Origin of the sequence: Pseudomonas sp. NFACC41-3 (assembly GCF_900109505.1) — a bacterium.
GTDB classification, from domain to species: Bacteria; Pseudomonadota; Gammaproteobacteria; order Pseudomonadales; family Pseudomonadaceae; genus Aquipseudomonas; species Aquipseudomonas chlororaphis.
The window spans coordinates 97,345-121,374 of sequence record NZ_FOAE01000004.1 but is presented as its reverse complement, the minus strand read 5'-3'; the positions used below and the strand labels follow the sequence as shown (position 1 = coordinate 121,374).

Here is a 24,030-nt window from a genome sequence, read left to right as displayed (position 1 = left end):
CGCAAGGGCTGCCGGGCAGAAAGGTCGCGAATGATATCGAGAATTATTACTATTTGTCTGCATGAGTTTCGCATCATGAACCGGATGCGGTTTTTCCTGTCTGATGCTGCGTGCCTCAGCAACACACCCCAAAACGCTGGTAAACCGGCAAAGACAGGCTTTAATCCGAAGTGCATTCGCATCTTTGGACACTCAGGAGCAGGACCATGGCTGGATGGTATGAATTGAGCAAAAGCAGTGACGGGCAGTTCCGCTTCGTTCTCAAGGCTGGCAATGCTGAAACCATTTTGACGAGTGAGTTGTACGCTTCCCGCGGCGCCGCCGAAAACGGCATCGCTTCGGTGCAGACCAACAGTCCCAACGAGGCCCGCTACGCCAAGGAAGTCTCCAAGGACGGCAAGCCTTATTTCAACCTCAAGGCCGCGAACCACCAGATCATCGGCAATAGCCAGCGCTATTCGTCCGAGGCGGCGCGCGACGGCGGTATCGAAAGCGTCAAGACCAACGGTCCAACCACCACCATCAAGGACAAGACCGTTTAGTTTCTGCTCTGAAACAAAAGAGCCCGACAGGACAACCTGCCGGGCTTTTTATTGGGCGCTGTCCCGTGCTGTAGGAGCGAGCTTGCTCGCGATAAGAACTCGAGGATCAGGCGGTGCAGCTACCGGCCTCATCGCGAGCAAGCTCGCTCCTACAGGGGGGAGGCGGGACGTTTAGCGCACTGCGTTCAACATGGCCTGCAACTGATTGCGCCCGGCTTCATTCAGCGGGAACACCGGCAGGCGCGGGTCGCCGACCTGCAGACCGGTCATGTTCAACCCGGCCTTGATGGTGGTCGGCAGGCCGCCCTTGAGGATGAAGTCGAGCACCGGCAACTGGCGGTAGAACAATTCGCGCGCGCGCTCCAGGTCGTTGTCCAGCACCGCCTGGTACAGGTCGAGGTTGAGCTGCGGGATCAGGTTCGCCGCGGCGGTGCACCAGCCCTTGGCGCCGGCGGCGAAGGCTTCCAGGGCCAGCGGGTTGCAACCGTTGTAGAACGGCACCTGGCCTTCGCCCAGCAGTTGCAGCTTGTGCATGCGCTGGATGTCGCCGGTGCTCTCCTTGACCATGGTCACGTTTTCCACCGCATGGAAGATCCGCAGGATCAGTTCCACCGACATGTCGGTGCCGCTGGTGGCCGGGTTGTTGTAGAGCATGATCGGCACGCCGACGCTGTCGCCGATGGCGCGGTAGTGGGCGAGGATCTCGGCTTCGCTGAGCTTCCAGTAGGACGTCGGCAGGACCATCACCGCATCGGCGCCCTTGGCCTCGGCAAAGCGCGCGCGGCGCACGGCCTTGGCGGTGGTCAGGTCGGACACGCTGACGATGGTCGGCACGCGCCTGGCGATGTGGCGGATGCTGAACTCGGCGACCTGGTCCCACTCGGCGTCGCTCAGGTAAGCGCCTTCGCCAGTGCTGCCCAGGGGCGCGATGGCCTGCACGCCGCTGTCGATCAGGCGATCGATGGAACGGCCGAGGGTGTCCAGGTCCAGTTGCTCACCGTTGGCGGTGAACGGGGTGATGGTGTAGCCGATGATGCCGTGAATGTTGGCGTTCGACATGGCGACGCTCCTTTAGCGAATGAGGTGGGTTCAGTTCAGGCAATCGGCGTGTTGCTTGAGGTTCTGCCGAGCGTAGTAGTTGAAGGCGGCGGCGTGACGCTTGGGCTTGGAGATCCAGTCATGGGCCTCGCGGCCGAGCTCCGGCTGGATTGGCTTGATGGTGCCGGCGGCCATGGCCAGCAATTGCAGCTTGGCGGCGCGCTCGATCAGTTGGGCGATCACGCAGGCTTCCTCGATGCTGGCGCCGGTGGACAGCTGGCCGTGGTGCGAGAGCAGGATGGCGCGCTTGTCGCCCAGGGCCGCGGAGATGATCTCGCCTTCTTCGTTACCCACCGGCACGCCCGGCCAGGCCTTGAGAAAGGCGCAGTCGTCGTACAGCGGGCACAGGTCCATGTGGGAAATTTCCAGCGGCACTTCGATCATCGACAACGCGGCGACGTGGGTCGGGTGGGTGTGGATGATGCAGTTCACATCGGGGCGGGCGCGGTACACCCAGCTGTGGAAACGGTTGGCCGGGTTGGGCATGCCGTGACCTTCGAGCACCTCCAGGTCTTCGTTGACCAGCAGCAGGTTGCCCGCGGTGATCTCGTCGAAACCCAGGCCCAGTTGCTGGGTGTAGTAAGTGCCCGGCTGCGGGCCACGGGCGGTGATCTGCCCGGCCAGGCCGGAGTCGTGACCGTTCTCGAACAGGATGCGGCAAGTCAGGGCCAGCTTTTGCCGGTCGGTCCACGTATTATCCGCCAGGGTGTTTTGCATCTGGGTCAGGGCTTGCCTGACCAGCTGTTCTTTGGGTAGTGCTAATGTCTTGGCCATATCGGAGTCCTTGGGTCGTTGCAATGGACGTCGGATTTGCCAGCTCCCGCTGCTCGCAAGGTCGTTGGGTGAAAGCAAATGACACTAAAGAGGCTATATGACACTTTGTGTCATTGGCAAGGACAAATCGTCGCCTCCTTGATGGGTTAACCGTTCCACATGTCTATCCGTTTGAAATTATTGAGAAAAAAACTTGGCGTGACGCTGGAGGCCCTGGCCGAGAAATCCGGCATGACCAAGAGCTACCTGTCGAAAGTCGAGCGCGGCCTGAACACGCCCTCGATCGCCGCGGCGTTGAAACTGGCCAGGGCGTTGAACGTGAACGTCGAGGAGCTGTTCGCCGAAGACAAGGTCAGCCTGGACAGCTACAGCCTGGTGCGCAGCGACGAACGCCAGTCGCTGGCGGCCAACGACCAGGCGCCGGGTTATGCGGTGCTGGCGCATCAGGTCAGCGAGCGCAGCCTGCTGCCGTTCATCATCTACCCGCCCAGGGAGTTCACCGACAAGAGCTTCAAGGAACACTTGGGGGAGGAGTTTCTGTTTGTCCACGAAGGGCAGGTGGAAGTGGATTTCATGAATGAGCGGGTGATCCTCAACCGGGGCGACGCGCTGCACTTCAACGCGCAGAAACCCCACCGCCTGCGCTCGGTGGGCGAGGTGCAGGCGCAGTTGCTGGTGGTGGTGCACAGCAGCGAGGAATAAGGGACACGATGTAGCCGCTGCCGAAGGCCTTCAGAGATCTCAACACCGTGCGCCCCCTTCGGGGTCGATCGCAGCCTCGCAGGCTCGGCAGCGGCTACAGAGGTGGCGCTCCGCAGACGCCTGCCCGCGATCTTTCAGCGTTCGACCGGCACCGACAGCGCAGGATCGCCCAGCGCATGGCTCTTCGAATCGAAGAAGCGCAGCGTCACTTCCACCCCCTCGAACAGTTTGGCGTAGCGCCGCTTCTGGTTCTGGATGAAGGCCTTGCTGCGCGGCTGGATCGAGATCGCCAGGGTCCGCACTTTGGACTGGCGGATGGCGCTCACCAGGTGGCTGTCCTGGGAGCCGAGGTCGTGGCCGAAGATGCACAGCGCGTCGCTGTGATTCAGCAACTGCTGGTAGCAGAACGACAGGTAGTCGCTGCCGCGAATGCTCTTGAGCTTGTCCGCCACCGGGCCTTCGCTGACGAACAGCGGCACATCGTCGAGGGTCTTGAGGGTGTTGTTGATGGCGAAGTTGCCCAGCAGCGTGCCCTCGGTGGAACCCAGCTTGCGCGCAGTGCCGTCCTGGTTGCGCACTAGGTGCAGGCCGCCGTGCAGGTACAGCACGCGGGTCTGTTCGCTGGCGGTCTGGCTGATGTCGAAGCTCGGGTCGGCGCCCTGGAACAGGTCGTCGATGCCCTGGGCATCGTGCTGGATCGCCCAGTAGTTGAGCAGGTCGTAGTTGCTGGTGAACACCGTGCGGTAGCGGCGCAGTTCCTGGTTGATCTGCGACAGCGTCGCCGGCCGCACCAGGCGCCACGGAATGTGCACCGCGTGTACGGTATTGATCAGCGCTTCCTTGATCGCGTAGTAGCGATTGCGCGGCGCCGCGGAGCTGACAGCCAGGGCCTTGTTGACCCGGCTGGTGGTCTTCAGCGCCCCCAGCACCTGCTCGAAACTGCGGGTCTGCAGGGCGTCGAACACGCTCAGTTCAGAGGGGCTCAGGGGCTTTTCTTCGACGGTGCGGGCGTTCTCGAACAGCGAGTCGTAGGCGAAGTCTTCCCACACCGCGCGGCTGGCGCCGTTGCCGATCAGCAGGCCGGCGATCGGCGTGCTGGCGCGCAAGGCGTTCCAGTCTTCAAGGTCGGCATCAAATTCCTGGAAATCCATCATCGCGGTTCGTCGTCTCAAGGCAGAAGGTGTACAGGGCGCCGACTTTATCACGACCGACCCTTGAGCCAGATCAACAACGCGCGTGACCGATGGGTCGATCCTGTGCGCATTTGTCGGATCGGCACGGCTGATCCAATCCCAGCCTGGAGGACGCGCCATGAGCAGCACTTTTTTCATTCCCGCCGTGAACATCATGGGTATCGACTGTCTCGACGAGGCCATGGTCGCGATCCGCAACTACGGTTTTCGCAAGGCGCTGATCGTCACCGACGCCGGCCTGGCCAAGGCCGGGGTGGCCGGGATGATTGCCGAGAAGCTGGCGATGCAGGACATCGATTCGGTGATCTTCGACGGCGCCAAGCCCAACCCGAGCATCGGCAACGTCGAGAAGGGCCTGGCGCAATTGCAGCAGAGCGGCTGCGACTTTGTGGTCTCCCTCGGCGGCGGTTCGCCCCATGACTGCGCCAAGGGCATCGCCCTGTGCGCCACCAATGGCGGGCATATCAGCGACTACGAGGGCGTCGACCGCTCGGCCAAGCCGCAACTGCCGCTGATCGCGATCAACACCACCGCCGGCACCGCCAGTGAAATGACCCGTTTCTGCATCATCACCGACGAGCAGCGTCACGTGAAAATGGCCATCGTCGACCGTAATGTCACGCCGCTGCTGTCGGTCAACGACCCGGCGCTGATGGTCGCCATGCCCAAGGGCCTGACCGCCGCCACCGGCATGGACGCGCTGACCCACGCGATCGAAGCCTATGTGTCCACCGCGGCCAACCCGATCACCGATGCCTGCGCGCTGAAAGCCATGACCATGATCAGCCAGAACCTGCGCCAGGCGGTGCACGACGGCAGCGACCTGGTCGCCCGGGAAAACATGGCCTACGCCCAGTTCCTCGCCGGCATGGCCTTCAACAATGCGTCGCTGGGTTTCGTGCATGCCATGGCGCACCAGCTGGGCGGTTTCTACGACTTGCCCCATGGTGTGTGCAACGCCGTGCTGCTGCCCCATGTGCAGAGTTTCAATGCCATGGTCTGCGCCGGACGCCTGACCGATGTGGCCCACGCCATGGGCGCGGACATCCGTGGCTTCAGCTCGGAGGAGGGCGCGCAGGCGGCCATCAGCGCCATTCGCAGCCTGGCCCGGGATGTCGAGATCCCCAGCGGCTTGCGTGACCTGGGCGCCAAGCTGACGGACATCCCGATCCTGGCCGCCAACGCCCTGAAAGACGCCTGCGGCCTGACCAACCCACGCGCCGCCGACCAGCGCCAGATCGAGGAAATCTTTCGCAACGCGTTCTGATACCTACAGATGTTCTACCGCGCGCTCGGGCCCTTGCTATCCTGGGTGCGCCAGCGCTGGTCCCAATGCACGAGCTATTAGCGGTCGTCTTGCCAACCGGCCACTGGCAGGAAAACGGACCTTCCTCTTCCAAGGACTTTGCATGCTCACCGGCCTCAACCACCTGACCCTCGCTGTGACCGACCTGAATCGCAGCCTGGGGTTTTACCGCGACCTGCTGGGCCTGCGCCTGGAAGCCTGCTGGGACAGCGGCGCCTATTTGTCGCTGCCGGGCCTGTGGTTGTGCCTGTCGCTGGACCCGTCGCGCCGCTCGGCCGAAGTGCCGGACTACACCCATTACGCCTTCAGCATCGAGTCCGGGCATTTCCTGGCGTTCGTCCAGCGCCTGCGGGCTGCTGGCGTGCGGGAGTGGCGCGACAACCGCAGCGAAGGCGCCTCGTTCTATTTCCTCGACCCCGACGGCCACCCGCTGGAAGCCCATGTCGGCGATCTGGCCTCGCGTTTGCGCGCCTGCCGGCAGCAGCCCTATGCCGGGATGACGATCTTTACCGACGAATGACCGCCCGCCGCCGCTTCAAGACGGCTGGCTGTCGTTATGGCGACCCTGGTGGGGTGGTGCGGGGGCGCACAAGCCGGCAGAATCCTGCGATCAAAACCGCGCCACCTTCGGCGCTTCGGAGTGAGGCATGACTTCTTCGCTGTTACTGGCCGTTCTCGCCTCGGGCTTTATCTATGGCATTACTCCCGGGCCGGGCGTGCTGGCGGTCTTCGGTATCGGCGCGGCGCGCGGGCGGCGGGCCGGGGCCGGCTTTCTCTGCGGGCATCTGCTGGGCGACGTGATCTGGTGCAGCACCGCGCTGATCGCCATCGTCGGCGCGCGGGAGATCGGCAGCACGGCCTTCGATGTGCTCGGCGTGCTCAGCGGCCTGTATCTGTTCTGGCTCGGCCTGCGGGCGATCCGCAGCCAGCGCAGCAGCGGGCAGGAGCCCCAGGGCCCGGCGCGCCAGCCGTTCTGGCACGGCATCCTGTTCGGCCTGACCAACCCCAAGGCGTACCCGGTGGCCGTGGCGACCTTTACCGCGCTGCTGTCCAGCCGTGCCGAGCTGCTCAACTGGTCGATGCTGCCCTGGCTGATCTTCCTCAGTTTCCTCGGCGGCATCGGCGCATACGCTATTCTGATTGGCATCGTCGGTGCGCGGCGGGTGCGGACCCTGTATCAGCGCCACGAACTGGCGATCACCCGGCTTTGCGGCGTGATGTTCATCGGGTTTGCCATCAACGCCTTGCTGCATGCCGTTCCGGGATTGCTGGCGAACAAGGCATAAAGGCTGTCCGCAAGGTTGCGACAGCCACGGACCCGCAGCGGCCCTGCGCCGCTGCCAGAACCAGGGATTGATACTCGGCGCTTTATCTTCACAGGCAGTGTCGTTCCCTGATGGCAACCAACAACTCCGCGCCCCTGGCCAGTTTCATCGACCTTCTGCTGGACGCCGTCTGTGCGGTGGATGTGGAAGGCCGTTTCGTCTTCGTCAGCGCCGCCTGCGAGCGGATTTTCGGTTACACGCCGGACGAACTGGTCGGCCGGCGCATGATCGAGCTGGTGCACCCCGCGGACCGCCTGCGCACGCTGCAGGCCGCCGAGCGGATCATGGCTGGCGAATCCATGCCCAACTTCGAGAACCGTTACCTGCGCAAGGACGGGCAGGTCGCGCATATCCTCTGGTCGGCGCGCTGGTCCGAGGTCGACCAGCTGCGCATCGCCGTGGCCCGCGACATCACCGAGCGCAAGCAGGCCGAGTCGCGGCAGGCGGCGCTGTATGCGATTTCCGAAGCGGCCCATGCCACCGAGGACCTGCTGGCGTTGTTCCGGCGCGTGCACCGGATCATCGGTGAATGGCTGCCGGCGCTGAATTTCTCCGTGGCGCTGTACGACGAGCAATGCCAGGCGCTGAGCTTTCCCTATCACGTCGACGACCGCGAGCGCTGTCCGGAGCAGCCGGGCACGCTGACCGGCAGCCTGTGCGCCGAGGTGATCCGCAGTGGCCAGCCGTTGCTGCTGACTCCCGGCAATTATGGGCCGCTGTCACCGCTGTCGGATGCCGCCGACCCGTACTCGCCCTGCTGGCTCGGGGTGCCACTCAATTCGCAGAAAGGCACCATCGGCGCGCTGATCGTCAAGAGCGCGCCGGGCGACGAGCAATACACCGAGCAGGACAAGGAACTGCTGCAATACGTTTGCGCCCAGCTCGCCACCGCCATCGAGCGCAAGCAGCTGCATGCGCGCCTGCAGTACATGGCCCAGTACGACCAGCTGACCCAGTTGCCCAACCGCGAATTGCTCCGTGAGCGCCTGCGCAGTGCCCTGGCCCGTGCCCGTCGCGAGTCCGGGCGCATGGCCTTGCTCTACGTCGATCTGGACCGGTTCAAGCAGGTCAACGACACACTTGGCCACGCCGTCGGCGACATGCTGTTGCAGGCGGTGGCCAACCGCCTCAAGGCCTGCGTGCGCGAGAGCGACACCGTGGCGCGGATCGGTGGCGATGAGTTCGTGGTGCTGCTCGGCTGTATCCAGCATGCGGAAGATGCCGGCATCGTCGCCGGAAAGATTCGCCGGGCGCTCGACGAGCCGCTGCGCCTGGATGGCCATCAACTGAGCATTCTGCCGAGCATCGGCATCGGCCTGTTCCCCGAACACGGCCATGACGAAAAGCAGCTGTTCAAGCACGCCGACGAGGCGATGTACGCGGCCAAGCGCGCCCAGCGGAGCCCGTCCCGGGCCTGAAAGAAGCGGCCGATCAGGCCGTTTTTTTGCCAACCGTTCGTCGTGGCCGATGCAACTTTTTCAAACCTTCGATGGCCTGAAAACTCTCACTCTGTGCAGGCGCCGTGCGCCGTCAACTGATCAAAGGAGGCCGACACCATGAGCTTCATGGCCACCCATCTGTCTCGCACCTGCCTCGCGCTGCTGCTCGGCCTGAGTGCCAGCGCGGCGTTCGCCCAGTCCCCCGCGGAGTTTATCGATGAGGCTTCGGCCAAGGGCATGGCAGACATCGAGGCCAGTCGCCTGGCCCACCAGAAGACCTCTTCCAAGGCGGTCAAGGACTACACCATCGTGGTCATCAACGACCGCACCACCGCCAACCAGCACCTGGCGAAAATCGCCAGGAAACTCGACCTGCCCGTAGCGCCCCGGGAAGAAGTGATCAGCAAGGCCAAGGCGCTGATCCCCGAAGTGCCGGAAGGCGAAGCCTTCGATGCCGCCTATGCCGAGAGCCAGGTCAAGGCCACCGAAGAAGCCATCGAACAGATCCAGCAACAGGCCCAAATCACCGAGGTCCCCGAACTCAAGGCCTTCGCCGAAGAGACCCTGCCGAAACTGCGCAATCACCTGCAAATGGCCAAGGCCCTCAAGGCTGGCCGGCCCCTGGATCAGTTGGATGGTTGAGCAGCGGTGTGCCGCCTCAGGTATTGACCAGCCAGCGAGCCTGGCGACTGCCGCGCCAGTTGAAGCTGCTCAGTGCCAGCAAGAGTAAGAGTATCGAGTAGATGGCGTAGGTCCCGAGCCTGTCGTAGGCCCAGCCCGCGAGCAAAATGCCCACGAGCCCGGCAAAGCGGCTGATGAAGTCTATCGAGCCATACCAGCTACCAATGATTTCCTTGGGCACGGTGAGCTGGATGGCACTGGCCGTGGTACGGAAATACAGCGTGGTACCGAACTGGAATACGAACATGCCGGTGCCCGCGAGCCAGATATTGCCGCGCAGGCATAACGTGATGCAGACCCCCGAGATCATGATCAGGTGCGACAGCAATATCGTGCTCGGCACCCGGGAGGCCTGGCCACTGGCGCGCAAGGCGAGTCCGCCGGCTATGGCACCTGCCGCTCCAACGGAGAACAGGTAGCCGGTCTGCACTTCGGAAAACCCATGAAAGCCCCGAAGCAGGGGGACCCACAGGAGCGCCAGCACGCTGACCACCAGCAGGCAGGTGGCATAAGAGGCGAGGAAATACCGCCACCGTGGAGCGCGCAATAGATCGATGGTGGCTCTCGAAGCGCCGGTGACACTTTCCTGGAAACGTTGGACAAACGAGGTGCTGGCAATATCGAGGGGCGAGGTTTGCCCATTCAAGGTACTCAGGCTGATCGTCAAGGCGAGCGCGGCCAGCATGAAGGCAATGGAGGCCAGCAGTGAGATCGACAAGCCGACGTTGAAAATGACCAGGGCTCCGATGACCGGCCCCAGGGTTCTGGCGACGCCATTGAAGGTGGCGAGCAGGCCGTTGATTCTGGGGATGTCGCCAGCAGTGAAAAGGAACGGGATCAAGGCAAACAGGATCAGCCGTGAATACTGATGGATCAGGTCGACAAAGAAGGCAAAGAACCACACCCATTCCACGGAGCGGTCGTAGACCCGAAGCACAAGAACGGCCAGGGCAAACACCGCGATGTTTACCAGTTGCGTGGCAATGAACAGTTTCCATTTGTTGAAACGATCGATAAAACCCGCGCCTAGCAAGGTCACCAGTATTTCAGCGCTATAGCCGATGGCGTAGGTGGTGGTAACGGCCAGCGTCGTTCCGCTGATGGAGTAGGCAAGGTTGGCGAATACCAGGTCGTAGATGGCTTCGGAAAGTATGAGTAATACCCCCAGGGCCACAAAGGACCAGACTGACCGCGCCGTTGAATTGAAAGAGGTGTGCACAGAAATTTAATCCGTTAAATTTTTTATATGCCCGGTATCACGCGGCCTGGGCTTTGATATTGGCAGGCAAGAACGATTGGAGTTCTTCTATGCTGTTGAACTCCTGTTTGGCCGTAAGGCTATCCAGCGCAACAATTTCCATGGCTTGTATCTTGCCCAGGAGGGTACGCAGTGCTCCAGGTTATAGATCTGAATGTTTCAGATTTAGCATATGTTCTTTTGTTAAGTCCTTAGATCGAACCAAAGTCCAGCAACAGGCCGAAATCACCGAGGTCCCCGAACTCAAGGCCTTCGCTGAAGAAACCCTGCCGAAACTGCAGAATCACCTGCAAATGGCCAAGGCCCTCAAGGCTGGCCGGCTCCTGGATCAGTTGGACGGTTGAGTGCCGTCCCGCCGCCGATGCGCCTTCAGGCCTGGCCTGAAGGCGCACCGCGCCCGGTGTCGCCGTCTCTCCCTGGCATTTTCAGCATCGATTTCAGCTGGGTTTCTGCTGTTGCTCCGGCGGTAGCTCATCCAGCTTCAAGGGCTCGCCCTCGCCGATTTCCTTGTATTCCTGGCGCAGTTTCTCCAACTGCTCGAGATCCAGCCCATCCAGGCTCAGCAACGCATTGTGCGCATCCTTGGTGGCGCGCAGCAGTTCGTCGATCTTCAAGTGCAGGATGTCGTTATCGCGGTTCTGGGTGTTCTGGATCAGGAACACCATCAGGAAGGTGATGATGGTGGTAGAGGTATTGATGACCAGCTGCCAGGTATCGTTGAAACCAAAGACCGGCCCGCTCATGCCCCAGATCGCAATCAATGCCAGCGCGATCAGAAAGGTCACCGGACTGCCGGCCCACAGCGACAGCTTCTGCGAGAATTTGGCGAATTTCATTGTCGTTTCCCCTGTGCGGCGGCATCTGAAATTCAGACAGCGGCGGCAGGGGGAAAATTCTTTTTCTCTTCAGTCGACCTGGCTCGCTGCCTGCTGTCTGACGTTGCCCCGGTATAGATCCGCCAAAGGGGCTGCTAGGCGATATAAAAAACACTCATCAAGAACGCTTGAGCGGGATCTCGGATTAGCCTTGGGAGCCGCTGATTTCGCGCTGGAACGCCGCTTGTGCCCGGGCGCAGGTGAGGATGCGGTAGCGCGTGCTGCGTGAGACGTTTTGGTCGCGAAAGCGCTGGTACACCGGCTGGAAGACGGTGCGATCCAGGTTGGGGTGCTCCGCGTTCAGGTAGGCCTCGCAAAGCCGGTCGTAATCCTGCTGCGAGATGAAGCGCCGGAACCAGAAGCGGTAGAAGTAACCCAGCAGGAAACCCAGGCTGAAGTCGCGGTCGAGTACCGAGTGGGCGCAGCACTCGAAGTCGATCAGGCGCAGGTGGCCATCGGCGGCGACCAGAATGTTTTTCGGGTGGGGGTCCATGTGCACGAAGTCGTCGTCAAGCATCTGGCCGAACAGCCGGAAGATCGCCGGTAACAGGGTTTCAGCCTGCTCGGGATGGGCCAGCAGGCGGTCGTCGACGCTGCAATGATCTGCCCAGAAACCCAGCAGTAAGTACTCTTCGCGCAGGAACGGAAAACGCCCCTTGTAGCCAAACGCCGAGACCTGGGGCGAGAGGGCGGATTTGCCCGACACCACCGACAGGTTGATGAATTCATTGGTCAGGTCGTGCAGGCCGAAGCTGCGCTTGAGCCCGAGGAAGTTCTGCAGCTGCTTTTTCCAGTGAGTCAGGCGGTTGCGCTTGAGCACCCATTGGCGCTCACCTTCGAGCAGGAACACGCCCCGGGTGTCTTCCGGAATATCCAGCGTGGGATATTGCTCGGGCTTGGCCAGAAAACGCCGTAGCAGCGGGTCCAGTTCGTGCCGGTGGGATGGATCGAAGTGGAAGGTCACGCCATCGATCTGCTGCCGATGCAGCGTTCGGGTGAAGCTCCTGAGGTGAAGCATGCAGGGTTCCTGGCCTTGGATGGCGAACGAAGGGTGGCGCTGTGAGCCTGCGCTGAAACGCGAGCCGAAAGGGCGCGCATCATAATTCATCGCAAGTCCTGGCGTTCACGAAATTCATCCGGGTGCCTTCTGTGCCCTTGCGAGGGAAAAGCACCTCTGGCCGGCCACAGCCTGTTTTGGCCGGGGTTGGACCGAGTAGGCCGGTAGGCGGGGTCAAAGCGCGGCATTCTGCCGGAACTGCCGCAGGCCAGGATTTCGGACGACCAGTAGTCGTTGTCCACTTTCTGATAGCTGGGCACCGAAGGGTTGCTGGTGTTGGTAACCGCCATTCAGGCGGTGGCCTTGCGTGGAGTGGGGGCCGTTGCCCTGGCCACTGATGACCTTGTAGAACATCACCGCGGTTTCGAAGCTCTGCGACAGGCTGGTTTCGCGCCGGCGGATCCGGTTGCTCTATCGACGAACACACACCTTCACACTCTAAAACAGAATTTTTCTGGAGGGCCCGGGTGCTCGGGGTTACCGGGGATTGAAGAGCGCGACACCGGGGGCGCGAGCAGACTTAGGAGTGAGCACGATGTCCAGCGTTACGCAGTCCCGTACGGTCGCTCTCTATCATCAGGCAGAGGACCTTTTTTTCTCGGCCATTTCACAAGAAAACTGGCACTTTAACGATAGTCTTGCGGCGTACTGCACGGGGGTCGTCGCCAGCAGTCTGAACCTGCTGTTCGTCAAGCGAACAGGGCCGGACCTGGCCGTGGGGGTGCTTGCAGGCATCGGGTTTCTTGAACGCGCGGGGCTGCCTTTTTGTGTGGTTGTGCACGATGACCTGGTGGCGCAGGTCCGCGACCTGCTGCTGGAGCAGCACTTGTTGGAAGGCGATAGAACCACGTCGATGTGGGTCGATCTGAGCGTCCATGAATTGCCACCGGATGTGGCGGTGAGCTTCGACATTCGTCGTACCGATGAGCAGCTCGAGGATTGGGCTGATCCCGTGGAAAGTGCCTTCGAGTCGGGTGATGCGGGAGCGGGGCAATACCTGGCCCGGCATCGGGTGGCGCTGCAAAACGGCCAGCCGTTGATGCATTTCACCCTGTATGAGCAGTCGCTGCCCGTCAGTTCGCTGACCCTGTCGTTGGGGCCGGCGGTGGCGCGTCTGGATGATATCGGCACCCGGCCCGAATACCAGGGCCGGGGCTATGCCAGCGCACTGATTCGACACGCGCTGGCGTATGCGAAAAAACAGGGGGTGAGCCTGTGTGTGCTGGAGGCCTCCCAGGAGGGGCTGTCGATCTACCGGAAGGCGGGGTTCGACACTTTGTTCGGGTACACGACCTTTTACCGCGAATGAGCAGGTGGTGGGCAAACACTTCGCTCAATGCGCGGCGTTCTGCCGGAACTGCCGTGGGCTGACGCCGGTCAGCGCCTTGAACTGGCGGCTGAAGGCGCTGTGGTCGGTGTAGCCGCATTGCAGGGCGACGTCGGTGATCGGCAGTTCGCCGAGCAGCAGGCGCGAGGCGTGTTCCAGGCGCACCTTGTGGATCATCTGCCGTGGGGTGAGGTGGAAGATGCGTTTGCAGTAGCGCTCCAGCTGGGCGATCGACAGGTCGGCGATATGGGTCAGGTCGTCGAGGCGGATGGCTTCGTTGTAGTGCTCGCGGATATGCCGGTCCACCGCGGCCAGGCGTTCGTAGGCCGGGTGCGCGTCGCGGGCGGCCTGCAGGTCGAGGGAGATGCCGGCCATGCCGATGATCCGTCCGTCGCGCCCGTGCAGCGGCAGCTTGTGGGTCAGGCACCAGCCGGGTTCGCGGCTGCCGTACAGGTGCAGTTCCAGCTGGCCCTTGATGGTGACGCCCTGGCGCAGCACGCGTTGGTCCTGCTCGGTATAGACCGGGCCGAGCACGGCGGGAAACACCTCGGCCGAGGTCTTGCCCAGCAGCGGCGCGACGTTCTTGAAGCCGCAGCGCTGGGCCAGGGTCAGGTTGGCGATGAGGTAGCGGGCTTGCAGGTCCTTGATGAAAAACACCGCGTTGGGCAGGGTGTCGAGCAGCGGGATCACCAGGGCCATGCTGCCCAGCAGGCCGTGAATATCCTCGGGCGCCTGGCTGGCGATGGCTTCGGGCAGGCGGTGCAGCTGAGCGGTATCGATCATCAAGGGCTGCTCTTGTTGTGGGACGGGGCGCGCCCCGCGACTTTGGGTCTACTGGCTCATCCTTGAATGCCGCGGCGTCGTTGGCATGCGGCCCGCGGCAACGGTCTGCGTTTCACTTCGCGCCGGGTGTCGGCGATTCCATCAGCAAGGTTTCGATCCGCGCCGGCACCAGGGGCGCTCGTGGCGTCGGCGCGGCCCAGCCGAACAGGGCCTGTGCCGCCGTGGCGCAGACTCGCCCCTGGCAGGCGCCCATGCCGCAGCGACTGTGCAGTTTGGCCTCGCTCCAGCTCGCTTCGCCAGCTACCTCGGCGTAGGGCACATCCTCGCAGCGGCACAGCAGCGTATCAGCTCGCGCCAGGCGCAGAAGCGCCGGTTGCAGGGCGAAGGTTTCACTCACTCGCTCGGCGAACGCCTGCCAATGGGCCCGGCGCTGGATCAGCGCGATGGCCTCCCGGGTCTGCCCGCTGGCGGCCAGCCCGGCGATCTCGCCTTCGACCCTCGCCAGTTCGCTGCCGCCGACCCCGGTGCATTCGCCGGCCGCGTAGACCCGGGCGAGGCTGGTGGCCTGGTAACGATCCACCGCAATCGCGTTGGCCTGCAGCTGGCAGCCGAGATGGCTGGCCAGGGTGGTGTTGGGCACCAGCCCGAAACCGCAGGCGAGACGTTCGCAGGGTATTTCCCGAACCTGCTCGCCCTGCTGGATACGCACCGCTTGCAGGCGATCTTCGCCCAGGGCCTCGAGCACATGGGCATTCCAGCGATAGGCCGCAGTGGCCAGCCCGGCGGCCTGGCCGAGCTTGGCCGGCCAGCGCCAGAGCCCGGCGGCGAATGTCGCCAGGGCGGCCAGCGGGGCCTGCTCCAGGACCGCCTGCACCCGGGCACCGGCCTGGCGCGCGGTGGCGGCGCTGGCCAGCAGCAACGGCCCGCTGCCGGCGATGACCACGCGCTCGCCGGCCAGCGTCAGGCCGTTTTTCAGCAGCGCTTGCAAGGCCCCGGCGCCCGTCACTCCGGGCAAGGTCCAGCCGGGGAAGGGCAGCAGCAGTTCGCGGGCGCCGCAGCACAGGATCAGGCTCTGATAGCGGACCAGCAAAGCCTGCTCGGCATTTTCCAGCAGCAGGGCATTGGCGCCGGCGCCGGCCACCACCCGGGTGCCTGGCAGGTAACGCAACCGAGGATGCTCCAGCACCTGCAAGGCGTCGCGGGCGACGCCGGCGAGCGTGACGCCCGGCCCGTTGCGCCAGATCTGGCCGCCGGGGCGCGGGTTGTCGTCGAGCAGGACGATCGAGAGATCGCTGCGGCTCGCCGCCCGGGCCGCTGCGAGGCCGGCCGGGCCACTGCCGACGATAAGGATGTCGCAGCTCAGGCGCTGTTGACTCATGGCGTGCGCTCCACGTGCATGCCTTCGCGGCACAAGGTCTGGCAGGCCAGTTGGCGCCGGCCGTCGATGGTCATGCGGCATTCCTGGCAGATGCCCATGCCGCAGAAGGGCGCCCGGGGCTGGCCGCTGCAGGAGGTTCGGGTACGTGGGTCGCCGCTGGCGGCGACGGCGGCGGCGACGCTCAGGCCATCGCGCACGGTCAGCGCCTGACGGTCCAGGTAAATGATCATGGGGCGGTTCCAGTCAGGGAGGCGTTCAGCTCAGTGAAGCGTGCGGGGCGATAGGCCTGGGCGTCGATATCCGGTCGTTCGCCGAGCAGCAGTTGGGTCAGCAGCCGGCCGCTGCCGGGGGCGGTGGTGACGCCCAGGCCTTCATGCCCGACCGCCAGCCACAGGCCTTTATGTTGTGGGTGTTGGCCAAGGATCGGCAGGCCGTCCGGGGTGGCGGCGCGAAAGCCGGTCCAGGCGCGGATGCCGTTCAATTGCGCGAGTCCCGGCAGATAGGCCACGGCCCGTTGCAGCATTGGGGTCAGTACTTCGGGCTCGATGGCCGGGTCGAGGCTGTCGAACTGCCGGGACGAGCCGATCAGCAATTGCCCGGTCGGCCGTGGCTGCACATTGAACGCCACCGAGGTGCCGTTGCTGGCGTGGGCGCTGGCGGCGTAGCCCAGTTCCACCAGTTGGTGGGACACCTGCCGGGGGTAACGATCGGTGATCAGCAGATGGCCTTTCTTCGACCGCAGCGGCAACTCCGGCAGCAGGTTCTTCGCCGCCAGACCGTTGGCCAGCACCACGTACTCGGCGCGCAGCACGCGGCCGTCATCCAGCTCCACGCGGTGGTCGGCGATGGCGCTGACCGTGGCCCGCTCGCAGCTGATCCCCGGTGTGTTGTGCAACAGCCAGTGGGCGGTGGCCGGGGCGTAGAGAATGCCGTCGCCGGGGATTTTCAAGGCGCCGCCAAGCCCTTTGCGCAACAGGGGCTCGAGTGCAGCCAGGGTCGCGCTGTCGAGCAATTCGCCCGCCACGCCGTGCTGGGTCAGGTTGATTTGCTTGGCCCGGGCCAGGTCCATTTCCGCAGCGTCCGCGGCCAGCCACAGGGTGCCGCAATTGCGGTAGGCGCAGGTGGCCGGCAGCTGCGCGCGCAGCTGGTTCCACAGGCCGATGGAGTAGTGACTCAGGGCCAGTTCGGCGCGGTTGTCGTCCATCGCTACCAAGTGGCCCATGCCCGCGCCGGTGGCGCCGCCGCTGGCGTTGTCGAGCACCCGCACCCGCAGGCCGCGGCGGGCCATTTCATGGGCGCAGGCGGCCCCGACTATGCCGCCGCCAATCACCAGGACGTCGGCTTCGGCCGGCTGGCTCACGAGACGATGCCCCAGCCGAAAGGGTCGCTGTCTTCGATCAGCAAGGTGGCTTCGGCGCTGATATGGGCAGTGCCGCGAAGGGTCGGGATGACCTGCTCGCCCGCCTGTTCGTAGTGGGCGCTGAACTGGCTGCCGATCACGCTGGCCTGACGCCAAATCGCCCCGGGCGCGAGTTTGCCGTCGGCGGCCAGGCAGGCCAGCTTGGCGCTGGTGCCGGTGCCGCAGGGGGAGCGGTCGTAAGCCTTGCCGGGGCACAGCACGAAGTTGCGGCTGTCGGCCTGCGGGTCGTCGGCGAACAGCTCGATATGGTCGATCACACCACCGTCGGCACCGCTGATGCCGGCGGCCTCCAGGGCTTCGCGCACGGCCCAGGTGTAGTGGGTCAGGGCTTCGACGTTATCCAGGGCGATACGCTGGCCATGCTCGCTGATCAGGAAGAACCAGTTGCCGCCCCAGGCGATATCGCCACGGACGGTACCGTGGCCGGGCAGCTGCAGTTCGACGCCGCTGCGGTAACGGTAAGCCGGCACGTTGCGCACGCTCACCGAGAGGTCGTCGTGCAGGGTGGCGCTGACGGTGCCCACCGGGGTTTCGATGCGGTGCACGCCGGGTTCGATGCGCCCCAGGTGATACAGCGAACGCACCAGGCCGATGGTGCCGTGGCCGCACATGCCCAGGTAGCCGCTGTTGTTGAAGAAGATCACCCCGGCACAGGCATCCGCCGCCTGGGGTTCGCACAGCAGGGCCCCCACCAGCACGTCGCTGCCCCGCGGTTCCAGCACGCAGGCCGTGCGCCAATGGTCGTGGCGCTCTTGCAGGATCGCCAGCCGTTCGGCCATCGAACCGCCGCCCAGATCGGGAAAGCCGTCGACAACCAGGCGAGTCGGCTCGCCCCCCGTATGTGAATCGATGACGGTTATTTTTTTCATGGCAGCACCTGACGGAAAAGGCCTACAGAGTGGCTCGGGAAAGGGCTGCATCGCTTGTGGGTTTTCTCTGCGGCGGATGACGAAATCGGCACAGTGATGAAGCTCGCCCATCTGTAGCCGCTGCCGAGGTACGAGGCTGCGATCGGCTGCGCAGCAGACGCAAAGCCTGCATCCCGGATATTTCTGTTGCACCGCGTTGTCTGGCTTGGCGGCCGCTATGCGACCGATCGCAGCCTGCGGCAGCGGCTACAAGGACGCGCTGGGGCGGGGATTTGTGCGGCGGTTCGGTGGGGAAATACTGGGGAAAGTTCTGTACGTGAACGGGCAAATGTGCCGATTTCGTCTTGCTTGAGCGGGAAAAACCTCAAGCTCCAGGGCGGTGAAAGGCGGAATCTGTTTTTCGTTTCCAACGCCTGTCGGCCCGGCCGACTCAACCTACAAGGACAAGACCATGAGCCGTAAAGCCATCCACTGGAGCGGTGTGTTCCCTGCCGTCAGCACCCAGTTCAAACCCGACTTTTCCCTGGACCTGGACGCCACCCACAGCGTCATGCGCAACCTGGTGGCCGACGGTGTGTCGGGCCTGGTGGTGTGCGGCACCGTGGGCGAAAACACTTCGCTGAGCACCGCGGAAAAACTCTCGGTGATCGAGGTCGCCAAGGACGCCGCCGGCGGCCGCGTGCCGGTGATCGCCGGGATCGCCGAGTTCACCACCGAGTTCGCCCGCAACACCGTGCGCGAAGCGGCCAAGGTCGGGGTCGACGGGGTGATGGTCATGCCGGCCCTGGTGTATTCGGCCAAGTCCCATGAAACCGCCGCGCACTTTCGTGCCATTGCCACCGGCACCGACCTGCCGGTGATGGTCTACAACAACCCGCCGATCTACAAAAACGACGTCACCCCGGACGTGCTGATCGCCCTGCAGGACTGCGAAAACATCGTTTGCTTCAAGGACTCCTCCGGCGACACCCGGCGCTTCATCGACCTGCGCAATGCCGTGGGCGACCGCTTCGTGCTGTTCGCCGGCCTGGATGACGTGGTGGTGGAAAGCATCGCCGTCGGCGCCGAAGGCTGGGTCTCCGGCATGTCCAACGCCTTCCCGAAAGAGGGCGAGACGCTGTTCCGCCTGGCCAAGGAAAAACGCTTCGAAGAGGCCCTGGCGCTGTACCGCTGGTTCATGCCGCTGCTGCACCTGGACGCGCGTCCGGACCTGGTGCAGTGCATCAAGCTCTGCGAGGAACTGGTCGGTCGCGGCTCCTCGATCACCCGCCCACCGCGCCTGGCCCTGCAGGGCGAGACCCTGGCCGAGGTCAAGGCGATAGTCGCCAAGGCCCTGGCCGAGCGTCCGCAGTTGCCGGACGTCGGTCTGTAAACCAGCCGACAGGCCGCCCCCGCGCAGTGGCTCGCGGGGCGGCCTGGTCCACGAGAAGAACCATCAGGCACTCGCGCAGTGCCGTGTTTCACCCCGTCGGCAGCCTGCTCGCAGGAGGCCGGCGCGACATTCGATCTGCCTACTCCAATAACTCAATAAGAAGGCGCGCCTATGTCAGGCCAAGGCAAATTCAAGAAACAGCTCTCTCTGGTTGACCTCACCTTCATCGGCCTGGGGGCGATCTTCGGTTCCGGCTGGTTGTTCGCCGCCAGCCATGTCTCGGCCATCGCCGGGCCGGCGGGGATCTTCTCCTGGCTGCTCGGCGGTTTCGCCGTCCTGCTGCTGGGCATCGTCTACTGCGAACTGGGCGCGGCCCTGCCGCGAGCGGGCGGGGTGGTGCGTTATCCGGTGTTCTCCCACGGGCCGCTGCTGGGCTACCTGATGGGCTTCATCACGTTGATCGCGTTTTCCAGCCTGGTGGCCATTGAAGTGGTGGCGGCGCGGCAATACGCGGCGGCCTGGTTTCCGGGCCTGACCCATGCCGGCAACAGCAACCCGACCCTTCTCGGCTGGCTGGTACAGTTCGCCCTGTTGTGCCTGTTCTTCTGGCTCAACTACTCCAGCGTCAAGACCTTCGCCAAGTCCAACAACTTCATCAGCCTGTTCAAGTTCGTGGTACCGCTGCTGGTCATCGGCGTGCTGTTCACCTTCTTCAAACCAGAGAATTTCCACGTCCAGGGCTTTGCTCCCTTTGGGCTGTCCGGCATCGAAATGGCGGTCTCCGCCGGCGGCATCATCTTCGCCTACCTGGGCCTGACGCCGATCATTTCGGTGGCCAGCGAAGTGCGCAATCCGCAGCGCACCATTCCCATCGCGCTGATTCTTTCGGTCCTGCTCTCGACCCTGATCTACGGCCTGCTGCAACTGGCGTTCCTCGGCAGCATTCCCACCGATATGCTGGCCAACGGCTGGAGCAGCATCAGCAAGCAATTCTCCCTGCCGTACCGCGACATCGCCCTGACCCTGGGCGTCGGCTGGCTGGCCTATCTGGTGGTGGCGGACGCGGTGATTTCCCCCAGCGGCTGCGGCAACATCTACATGAACGCCACGCCACGGGTGGTGTACGGCTGGGCGAAGACCGGCACCTTCTTCACGATCTTCACCCGCATCGACGAGCAGTCCGGCATCCCGCGCCCGGCGCTGTGGCTGACCTTCGGCCTGTCGGTGTTCTGGACCTTGCCGTTCCCGTCCTGGGAAGCGCTGATCAATGTGGTGTCGGCGGCCCTGGTGCTGAGTTACGCGATCGCCCCGATCAGCGTGGCGGCGCTGCGCAAGAGTGCGCCGGACCTGCCGCGGCCGTTCCGGGTCAGCGGCTTCGGCCTGTTGGGGCCGGTGTCCTTTGTCATCGCCGCGCTGATTGTCTACTGGTCCGGCTGGAGCACGGTGTCCTGGCTGCTGGGCCTGCAGATCCTGATGTTCTTCATTTACTTGGGCTGCAAGCGCCTGGTGCCCACCGACCACCTGAACCTGACCGAACAGGTGCGCTCGTCCCTGTGGCTGATCGCTTTTTACGCCCTGACCATGGTCATTTCCTACCTGGGCAGCTTCGGTGGGATCGGCGTGCTCACTCACCCCTACGACACCCTGGTCGTCACCCTCATGGCCCTGTGCATTTACTACTGGGGAGCCAACACCGGGGTGCCAGGCAGCAAGCTGCTGCTGGAAGGGGCAGACGAATGAGCACGGCCCAGGCATCCATTCAGCTCACGCCATTTATTCAGAGAGGTAACCCATGCTTGTAACAGGACAACTGCTGATCGGCCAATCCCGCGTGCGGGGTGGCCACGGCGAAGTGCATGCGCTGGCCGCCGCTACCGGCGAGGCTCTGGCGCCGGGTTTTGGTGGCGCCGGCCCGAACGACCTGGAGCACGCCTGCGCCCTGGCCGAAGCGGCGTTCGACCGCTATCGGGAAACCAGCCTGGAACAACGGGCGGCGTTCCTGGAGAGCATCGCCGGCAACATCCTCGCCCTCGGTGATGAGCTGATCGAGCGCTGCATGAGCGAGACCGGCCTGCCCCGTGCCCGCCTGGAAGGCGAGCGCGGGCGCACCGTAGGCCAGCTGCGTTTGTTCGCGGCGGTGGTGCGCGACGGCAGCTTCCTGGAGGCACGCATCGACCCGGCCCAGCCGGAGCGCCAACCCTTGCCCAAGGTGGATCTGCGCCTGCGCCAGATCGCCATCGGGCCGGTGGCGGTGTTCGGCGCCTCGAACTTTCCCCTGGCGTTTTCCGTGGCCGGCGGCGACACCGCCTCGGCACTGGCCGCCGGTTGCCCGGTGGTGGTCAAGGCGCATTCGGCGCACCCCGGCACTTCGGAGCTGGTAGGCCAGGCGATCCAGCAGGCGGTGCACAGCCACGGGTTGCCGGAAGGGGTGTTCTCGCTGCTGTTCGATGCCGGCCGCGGCATCGGCCAGGGGCTGGTGGCGGACAGTCGGATCAAGGCCGTGGGCTTTACCGGTTCGCGCAGCGGCGGCGTGGCGTTGATGAAAATCGCCGCGGCCCGCGAGGAACCGATCCCGGTCTATGCCGAGATGAGTTCGATCAACCCGGTACTGCTGCTGGCCAATGCGCTGGCCGAGCGCGGCGAAGAAATTGCCCAGGCCTTTGTCGGTTCCCTGACCCTGGGTGCCGGGCAGTTCTGCACCAACCCGGGTTTGCTCCTGGCGGTCGACAGCCCGGCGTTGCGCGCATTCGAAGCCGCGGCGGCGGCAGCGCTCAGGGTGGCGCCGGCGCAGACCATGCTGACGCCAGGCATCCACGCCAGCTACTGCCAGGGCGTCGAGCGGCTGCTGCGGCATGCCGAGGTGGAGTCCTTGGGGCAGGGCGCCGATGGTCAGCGTTATCAGGCCCGTGCCGCGCTGTTCGCCACATCGGCCGAGGCCTTTATGGCCCGCGCTGCGCTGCGCGAGGAGGTCTTCGGTCCGGCCTCATTGATCGTGCGCTGCAGCGATGCGGCGCAGATGAAAGCGCTGCTGGCGAGCCTGGAAGGCCAACTGACCATCGCCCTGCACCTGAGCGACAACGACCATCCGCAAGCCCGGGAACTGCTGCCGCTGCTGGAGCGCAAGGCCGGTCGCCTGTTGGTCAACGGTTTTGGCACCGGGGTCGAAGTCGGCCACGCCATGGTCCATGGCGGGCCGTTCCCCGCCACCTCGGACACGCGCACCACCTCGGTGGGCAGCCTGGCGATCCAGCGGTTCCTGCGCCCGGTGTCGTACCAGGACTGGCCGCCAGCACTGCTGCCGCAGGCTTTGCGCAACGACAACCCCTGGCAGGTTCCACAGCGTCTCAACGGCGAGCGCCTGTTGTAGCCGCTGCCGCAGGCTGCGATCAGGCCGCAGGCCTGCGGCGTTCTCACCCTCAACCCCATAGGGCCGGGTTTCCTGGCCCCCACGGTTTTTATCGGAGCACAAGCCCCATGTCCGATCTCGTCACTCTTCCCCTCGCCGAAGTCCATGACCTGTCCCTCAAGGTGCTGACCCGCCACGGCCTGTCCAATGCCCATGCCCGGGCCATTGCCGAGGTCATCACCCAGGGCCAGCGCGACGAGTGCCATTCCCACGGGGTGTACCGCCTGCTGGGGTGTGTGCGCTCCGTGCGCGAGGGCAAGGTCGACCCGCTGGCCGAGCCGAGCCTGCGGCCTATCTCCGCGGGCGTGCTGGAGGTGGATGCGCACTACGGTTATTCCCTGCTGGCGTTCCAGACCGGCTTGCCATTGCTGGCGGAAAAGGCCCGCAGCCAGGGGCTGGCGGCCATGGCGATCAAGCGGTGCTTCCACTTCTCCGCTCTGTGGCCGGAGGTCGAGGCCATCGCCGCCGAGGGACTGGTGGGCATCGCCATGAACCCCAGCCACAGCTGGGTGGCGCCGGCCGGCGGCAGCAAGCCGGTGTTCGGCACCAACCCCCTGGCGTTCGCCTGGCCACGGCCGGCGGGCCAGCCGTTCGTGTTCGACTTCGCCACCAGCGCCATCGCCCGCGGCGATATCGAATTGCACGCGCGCCAAGGCAAAGCCATCCCCGAACACTGGGCTATCGATGCCCAGGGCCAACCGACCACGGATGCCAGGGCGGCCCTGCAAGGCGCCATGCAAACCTTCGGCGGGCACAAGGGGTCAGCCTTGGCGGCGATGATCGAACTGCTGGCCGGCGCGCTGATCGGCGACCTCACCAGCGCCGAGTCCATGGCCTTCGACGCCGGCGTCGGCGCCGCGCCTTGCCATGGCGAGCTGATCCTGGCGTTCGATCCGCAGGTGTTTCTGGGGCAGGACTACGAGAAGGGGCTGGAACGCGCCGAAGGACTGTTCGCGGCCATCACGGGGCAGGGCGCGCGGCTGCCGTCGCAGCGGCGTTTCGAAGCCAGGGCCCGTAGCACGCAACACGGTGTAAAGATCCCCCGCGCGCTGTTCAACGATATCCAGGCGCTGTTGGCGCAGTAACCGCGATCTGTAGGAGCGAGCTTGCTCGCGATAGCGTCGGTGGCCTCCAAGACGAGGTAACTGCCTGGACGCAGTGGCGCCTGTGACGACTTTATCGCGAGCAAGCTTCGCTCCTACAGGTATCTGCGTGTCAGGGGGAA

23 protein-coding genes and 2 pseudogenes are annotated in these 24,030 nt (G+C 64.3%); 13 read left to right on the top strand and 12 right to left on the bottom strand.

The window, feature by feature from the left end; genetic code table 11:
• Window positions 1–206 precede the first annotated feature (206 nt).
• A complete protein-coding gene (locus BMY68_RS18595) occupies window positions 207–542 on the top strand; it encodes a YegP family protein (RefSeq protein WP_085530034.1) in 336 nt (111 codons plus the stop codon).
• 171 nt (window positions 543–713) lie between these two features.
• On the opposite strand, the gene BMY68_RS18590 is transcribed toward BMY68_RS18595, so the two are convergent.
• Both BMY68_RS18590 and BMY68_RS18585 read right to left on the bottom strand, forming a co-directional pair.
• Entirely contained in the window at window positions 714–1,601 is an 888-nt protein-coding gene (locus BMY68_RS18590) for a dihydrodipicolinate synthase family protein (RefSeq protein ID WP_085530035.1), read from the bottom strand.
• A 30-nt stretch (window positions 1,602–1,631) separates the two neighbouring features.
• On the bottom strand, window positions 1,632–2,414 hold the full coding sequence (locus BMY68_RS18585; RefSeq protein WP_009042534.1) for an aldolase: 783 nt from the start codon (window positions 2,412–2,414) through the stop codon (window positions 1,632–1,634).
• A 159-nt stretch (window positions 2,415–2,573) separates the two neighbouring features.
• Between BMY68_RS18585 and BMY68_RS18580 the strand changes: the two genes are divergently transcribed.
• Window positions 2,574–3,116 (top strand): helix-turn-helix domain-containing protein, encoded by a 543-nt coding sequence (locus tag BMY68_RS18580; protein ID WP_085530036.1) that lies wholly within the window; start codon window positions 2,574–2,576, stop codon window positions 3,114–3,116.
• A gap of 134 nt (window positions 3,117–3,250) precedes the next feature.
• Here the strand turns inward: BMY68_RS18580 and BMY68_RS18575 are convergent, their stop codons facing one another.
• Window positions 3,251–4,270, bottom strand: coding sequence for a DUF4917 family protein (locus BMY68_RS18575; RefSeq protein ID WP_085530037.1), 1,020 nt, complete (start codon window positions 4,268–4,270; stop codon window positions 3,251–3,253).
• 157 nt (window positions 4,271–4,427) lie between these two features.
• On the opposite strand from BMY68_RS18575, the gene yiaY reads away from it, so the two are divergent.
• The 5 genes from yiaY (at window position 4,428) to BMY68_RS18550 (ending at window position 9,021) form a co-directional block, all read left to right on the top strand.
• Entirely contained in the window at window positions 4,428–5,576 is a 1,149-nt protein-coding gene (gene yiaY, locus BMY68_RS18570) for an L-threonine dehydrogenase (protein WP_085530038.1), read from the top strand.
• Window positions 5,577–5,718: 142 nt separating this feature from the next.
• Window positions 5,719–6,135, top strand: coding sequence for a fosfomycin resistance glutathione transferase (gene fos / locus BMY68_RS18565; RefSeq protein WP_085530039.1), 417 nt, complete (start codon window positions 5,719–5,721; stop codon window positions 6,133–6,135).
• A 127-nt stretch (window positions 6,136–6,262) separates the two neighbouring features.
• Complete coding sequence (locus tag BMY68_RS18560; RefSeq protein WP_085530040.1) at window positions 6,263–6,901, top strand: LysE family translocator; 639 nt, start codon at window positions 6,263–6,265, stop codon at window positions 6,899–6,901.
• A gap of 110 nt (window positions 6,902–7,011) precedes the next feature.
• Window positions 7,012–8,358, top strand: coding sequence for a sensor domain-containing protein (locus tag BMY68_RS18555; RefSeq protein ID WP_085530041.1), 1,347 nt, complete (start codon window positions 7,012–7,014; stop codon window positions 8,356–8,358).
• Window positions 8,359–8,496: 138 nt separating this feature from the next.
• Window positions 8,497–9,021 (top strand): DUF4142 domain-containing protein, encoded by a 525-nt coding sequence (locus tag BMY68_RS18550; RefSeq protein ID WP_053259906.1) that lies wholly within the window; start codon window positions 8,497–8,499, stop codon window positions 9,019–9,021.
• Window positions 9,022–9,037: 16 nt separating this feature from the next.
• Here BMY68_RS18550 and BMY68_RS18545 read toward each other — a convergent pair whose 3' ends face one another.
• Window positions 9,038–10,279, bottom strand: a complete 1,242-nt coding sequence (locus BMY68_RS18545) for an MFS transporter (RefSeq protein ID WP_225970762.1) — start codon at window positions 10,277–10,279, stop codon at window positions 9,038–9,040.
• A 242-nt stretch (window positions 10,280–10,521) separates the two neighbouring features.
• Between BMY68_RS18545 and BMY68_RS18540 the strand changes: the two are divergent.
• A pseudogene (locus tag BMY68_RS18540) lies at window positions 10,522–10,662 on the top strand (DUF4142 domain-containing protein); the annotation flags it as partial.
• A gap of 93 nt (window positions 10,663–10,755) precedes the next feature.
• Here the strand turns inward: BMY68_RS18540 and BMY68_RS18535 are convergent.
• The 3 genes and pseudogenes from BMY68_RS18535 to BMY68_RS30145 form a co-directional block, all read right to left on the bottom strand.
• Entirely contained in the window at window positions 10,756–11,154 is a 399-nt protein-coding gene (locus BMY68_RS18535; RefSeq protein ID WP_085530042.1) for a low affinity iron permease family protein, read from the bottom strand.
• Between the two features lie 184 nt (window positions 11,155–11,338).
• Window positions 11,339–12,211, bottom strand: a complete 873-nt coding sequence (locus tag BMY68_RS18530) for an AarF/UbiB family protein (RefSeq protein ID WP_085530497.1) — start codon at window positions 12,209–12,211, stop codon at window positions 11,339–11,341.
• Between the two features lie 236 nt (window positions 12,212–12,447).
• A pseudogene (locus tag BMY68_RS30145) lies at window positions 12,448–12,658 on the bottom strand (AidA/PixA family protein); the annotation flags it as partial.
• A 127-nt stretch (window positions 12,659–12,785) separates the two neighbouring features.
• On the opposite strand from BMY68_RS30145, the gene BMY68_RS18520 reads away from it, so the two are divergent.
• Complete coding sequence (locus BMY68_RS18520) at window positions 12,786–13,559, top strand: GNAT family N-acetyltransferase (protein ID WP_085530043.1); 774 nt, start codon at window positions 12,786–12,788, stop codon at window positions 13,557–13,559.
• Between the two features lie 24 nt (window positions 13,560–13,583).
• On the opposite strand, the gene BMY68_RS18515 is transcribed toward BMY68_RS18520, so the two are convergent.
• The 5 genes from BMY68_RS18515 to BMY68_RS18495 form a co-directional block, all read right to left on the bottom strand.
• Entirely contained in the window at window positions 13,584–14,360 is a 777-nt protein-coding gene (locus BMY68_RS18515; RefSeq protein WP_085530044.1) for an AraC family transcriptional regulator, read from the bottom strand.
• Window positions 14,361–14,472: 112 nt separating this feature from the next.
• A complete protein-coding gene (locus tag BMY68_RS18510) occupies window positions 14,473–15,738 on the bottom strand; it encodes an NAD(P)/FAD-dependent oxidoreductase (protein ID WP_085530045.1) in 1,266 nt (421 codons plus the stop codon).
• Complete coding sequence (locus tag BMY68_RS18505) at window positions 15,735–15,968, bottom strand: 2Fe-2S iron-sulfur cluster-binding protein (RefSeq protein ID WP_085530046.1); 234 nt, start codon at window positions 15,966–15,968, stop codon at window positions 15,735–15,737. Before BMY68_RS18505 ends, BMY68_RS18510 begins: the two co-directional genes overlap by 4 nt.
• Window positions 15,965–17,098: an NAD(P)/FAD-dependent oxidoreductase gene (locus BMY68_RS18500; protein WP_085530047.1), complete on the bottom strand. Its 1,134-nt coding sequence runs from the start codon at window positions 17,096–17,098 to the stop codon at window positions 15,965–15,967. The genes BMY68_RS18505 and BMY68_RS18500 overlap by 4 nt, the downstream gene beginning before the upstream one ends.
• The gene (locus tag BMY68_RS18495; protein ID WP_085530048.1) at window positions 17,095–18,027 is read right to left on the bottom strand and encodes a 4-hydroxyproline epimerase; all 933 of its coding nucleotides are present in this window, start codon (window positions 18,025–18,027) and stop codon (window positions 17,095–17,097) included. The genes BMY68_RS18500 and BMY68_RS18495 overlap by 4 nt, the downstream gene beginning before the upstream one ends.
• Window positions 18,028–18,478: 451 nt before the next feature.
• Here BMY68_RS18495 and BMY68_RS18490 point away from each other — a divergent pair, with 451 nt between their 5' ends.
• The 4 genes from BMY68_RS18490 to BMY68_RS18475 all read left to right on the top strand — a co-directional run bounded on the left by BMY68_RS18490 (window position 18,479) and on the right by BMY68_RS18475 (window position 23,890).
• The gene (locus BMY68_RS18490; protein WP_085530049.1) at window positions 18,479–19,399 is read left to right on the top strand and encodes a dihydrodipicolinate synthase family protein; all 921 of its coding nucleotides are present in this window, start codon (window positions 18,479–18,481) and stop codon (window positions 19,397–19,399) included.
• Between the two features lie 171 nt (window positions 19,400–19,570).
• Window positions 19,571–21,139 carry an APC family permease gene (locus tag BMY68_RS18485; RefSeq protein ID WP_085530050.1) on the top strand — a complete coding sequence of 523 codons (1,569 nt, stop codon included), beginning with the start codon at window positions 19,571–19,573 and terminating at the stop codon, window positions 21,137–21,139.
• Between the two features lie 52 nt (window positions 21,140–21,191).
• Window positions 21,192–22,766, top strand: a complete 1,575-nt coding sequence (locus BMY68_RS18480; RefSeq protein WP_085530051.1) for an aldehyde dehydrogenase (NADP(+)) — start codon at window positions 21,192–21,194, stop codon at window positions 22,764–22,766.
• A gap of 107 nt (window positions 22,767–22,873) precedes the next feature.
• Window positions 22,874–23,890, top strand: a complete 1,017-nt coding sequence (locus BMY68_RS18475) for an Ldh family oxidoreductase (RefSeq protein ID WP_085530052.1) — start codon at window positions 22,874–22,876, stop codon at window positions 23,888–23,890.
• The last annotated feature ends 140 nt before the right edge of the window (window positions 23,891–24,030 follow it).

Bases quoted from the DNA above. Each gene is read 5' to 3' on its own strand.
- BMY68_RS18595 (WP_085530034.1), top strand. From the start codon at position 207: ATGGCTGGATGGTATGAATTGAGCAAAAGCAGTGACGGGCAGTTCCGC.
- BMY68_RS18590 (WP_085530035.1), bottom strand. From the start codon at position 1,601: ATGTCGAACGCCAACATTCACGGCATCATCGGCTACACCATCACCCCG.
- BMY68_RS18585 (WP_009042534.1), bottom strand. From the start codon at position 2,414: ATGGCCAAGACATTAGCACTACCCAAAGAACAGCTGGTCAGGCAAGCC.
- BMY68_RS18580 (WP_085530036.1), top strand. From the start codon at position 2,574: ATGTCTATCCGTTTGAAATTATTGAGAAAAAAACTTGGCGTGACGCTG.
- BMY68_RS18575 (WP_085530037.1), bottom strand. From the start codon at position 4,270: ATGATGGATTTCCAGGAATTTGATGCCGACCTTGAAGACTGGAACGCC.
- yiaY (WP_085530038.1), top strand. From the start codon at position 4,428: ATGAGCAGCACTTTTTTCATTCCCGCCGTGAACATCATGGGTATCGAC.
- fos (WP_085530039.1), top strand. From the start codon at position 5,719: ATGCTCACCGGCCTCAACCACCTGACCCTCGCTGTGACCGACCTGAAT.
- BMY68_RS18560 (WP_085530040.1), top strand. From the start codon at position 6,263: ATGACTTCTTCGCTGTTACTGGCCGTTCTCGCCTCGGGCTTTATCTAT.
- BMY68_RS18555 (WP_085530041.1), top strand. From the start codon at position 7,012: ATGGCAACCAACAACTCCGCGCCCCTGGCCAGTTTCATCGACCTTCTG.
- BMY68_RS18550 (WP_053259906.1), top strand. From the start codon at position 8,497: ATGAGCTTCATGGCCACCCATCTGTCTCGCACCTGCCTCGCGCTGCTG.
- BMY68_RS18535 (WP_085530042.1), bottom strand. From the start codon at position 11,154: ATGAAATTCGCCAAATTCTCGCAGAAGCTGTCGCTGTGGGCCGGCAGT.
- BMY68_RS18530 (WP_085530497.1), bottom strand. From the start codon at position 12,211: ATGCTTCACCTCAGGAGCTTCACCCGAACGCTGCATCGGCAGCAGATC.
- BMY68_RS18520 (WP_085530043.1), top strand. From the start codon at position 12,786: ATGTCCAGCGTTACGCAGTCCCGTACGGTCGCTCTCTATCATCAGGCA.
- BMY68_RS18515 (WP_085530044.1), bottom strand. From the start codon at position 14,360: ATGATCGATACCGCTCAGCTGCACCGCCTGCCCGAAGCCATCGCCAGC.
- BMY68_RS18510 (WP_085530045.1), bottom strand. From the start codon at position 15,738: ATGAGTCAACAGCGCCTGAGCTGCGACATCCTTATCGTCGGCAGTGGC.
- BMY68_RS18505 (WP_085530046.1), bottom strand. From the start codon at position 15,968: ATGATCATTTACCTGGACCGTCAGGCGCTGACCGTGCGCGATGGCCTG.
- BMY68_RS18495 (WP_085530048.1), bottom strand. From the start codon at position 18,027: ATGAAAAAAATAACCGTCATCGATTCACATACGGGGGGCGAGCCGACT.
- BMY68_RS18490 (WP_085530049.1), top strand. From the start codon at position 18,479: ATGAGCCGTAAAGCCATCCACTGGAGCGGTGTGTTCCCTGCCGTCAGC.
- BMY68_RS18485 (WP_085530050.1), top strand. From the start codon at position 19,571: ATGTCAGGCCAAGGCAAATTCAAGAAACAGCTCTCTCTGGTTGACCTC.
- BMY68_RS18480 (WP_085530051.1), top strand. From the start codon at position 21,192: ATGCTTGTAACAGGACAACTGCTGATCGGCCAATCCCGCGTGCGGGGT.
- BMY68_RS18475 (WP_085530052.1), top strand. From the start codon at position 22,874: ATGTCCGATCTCGTCACTCTTCCCCTCGCCGAAGTCCATGACCTGTCC.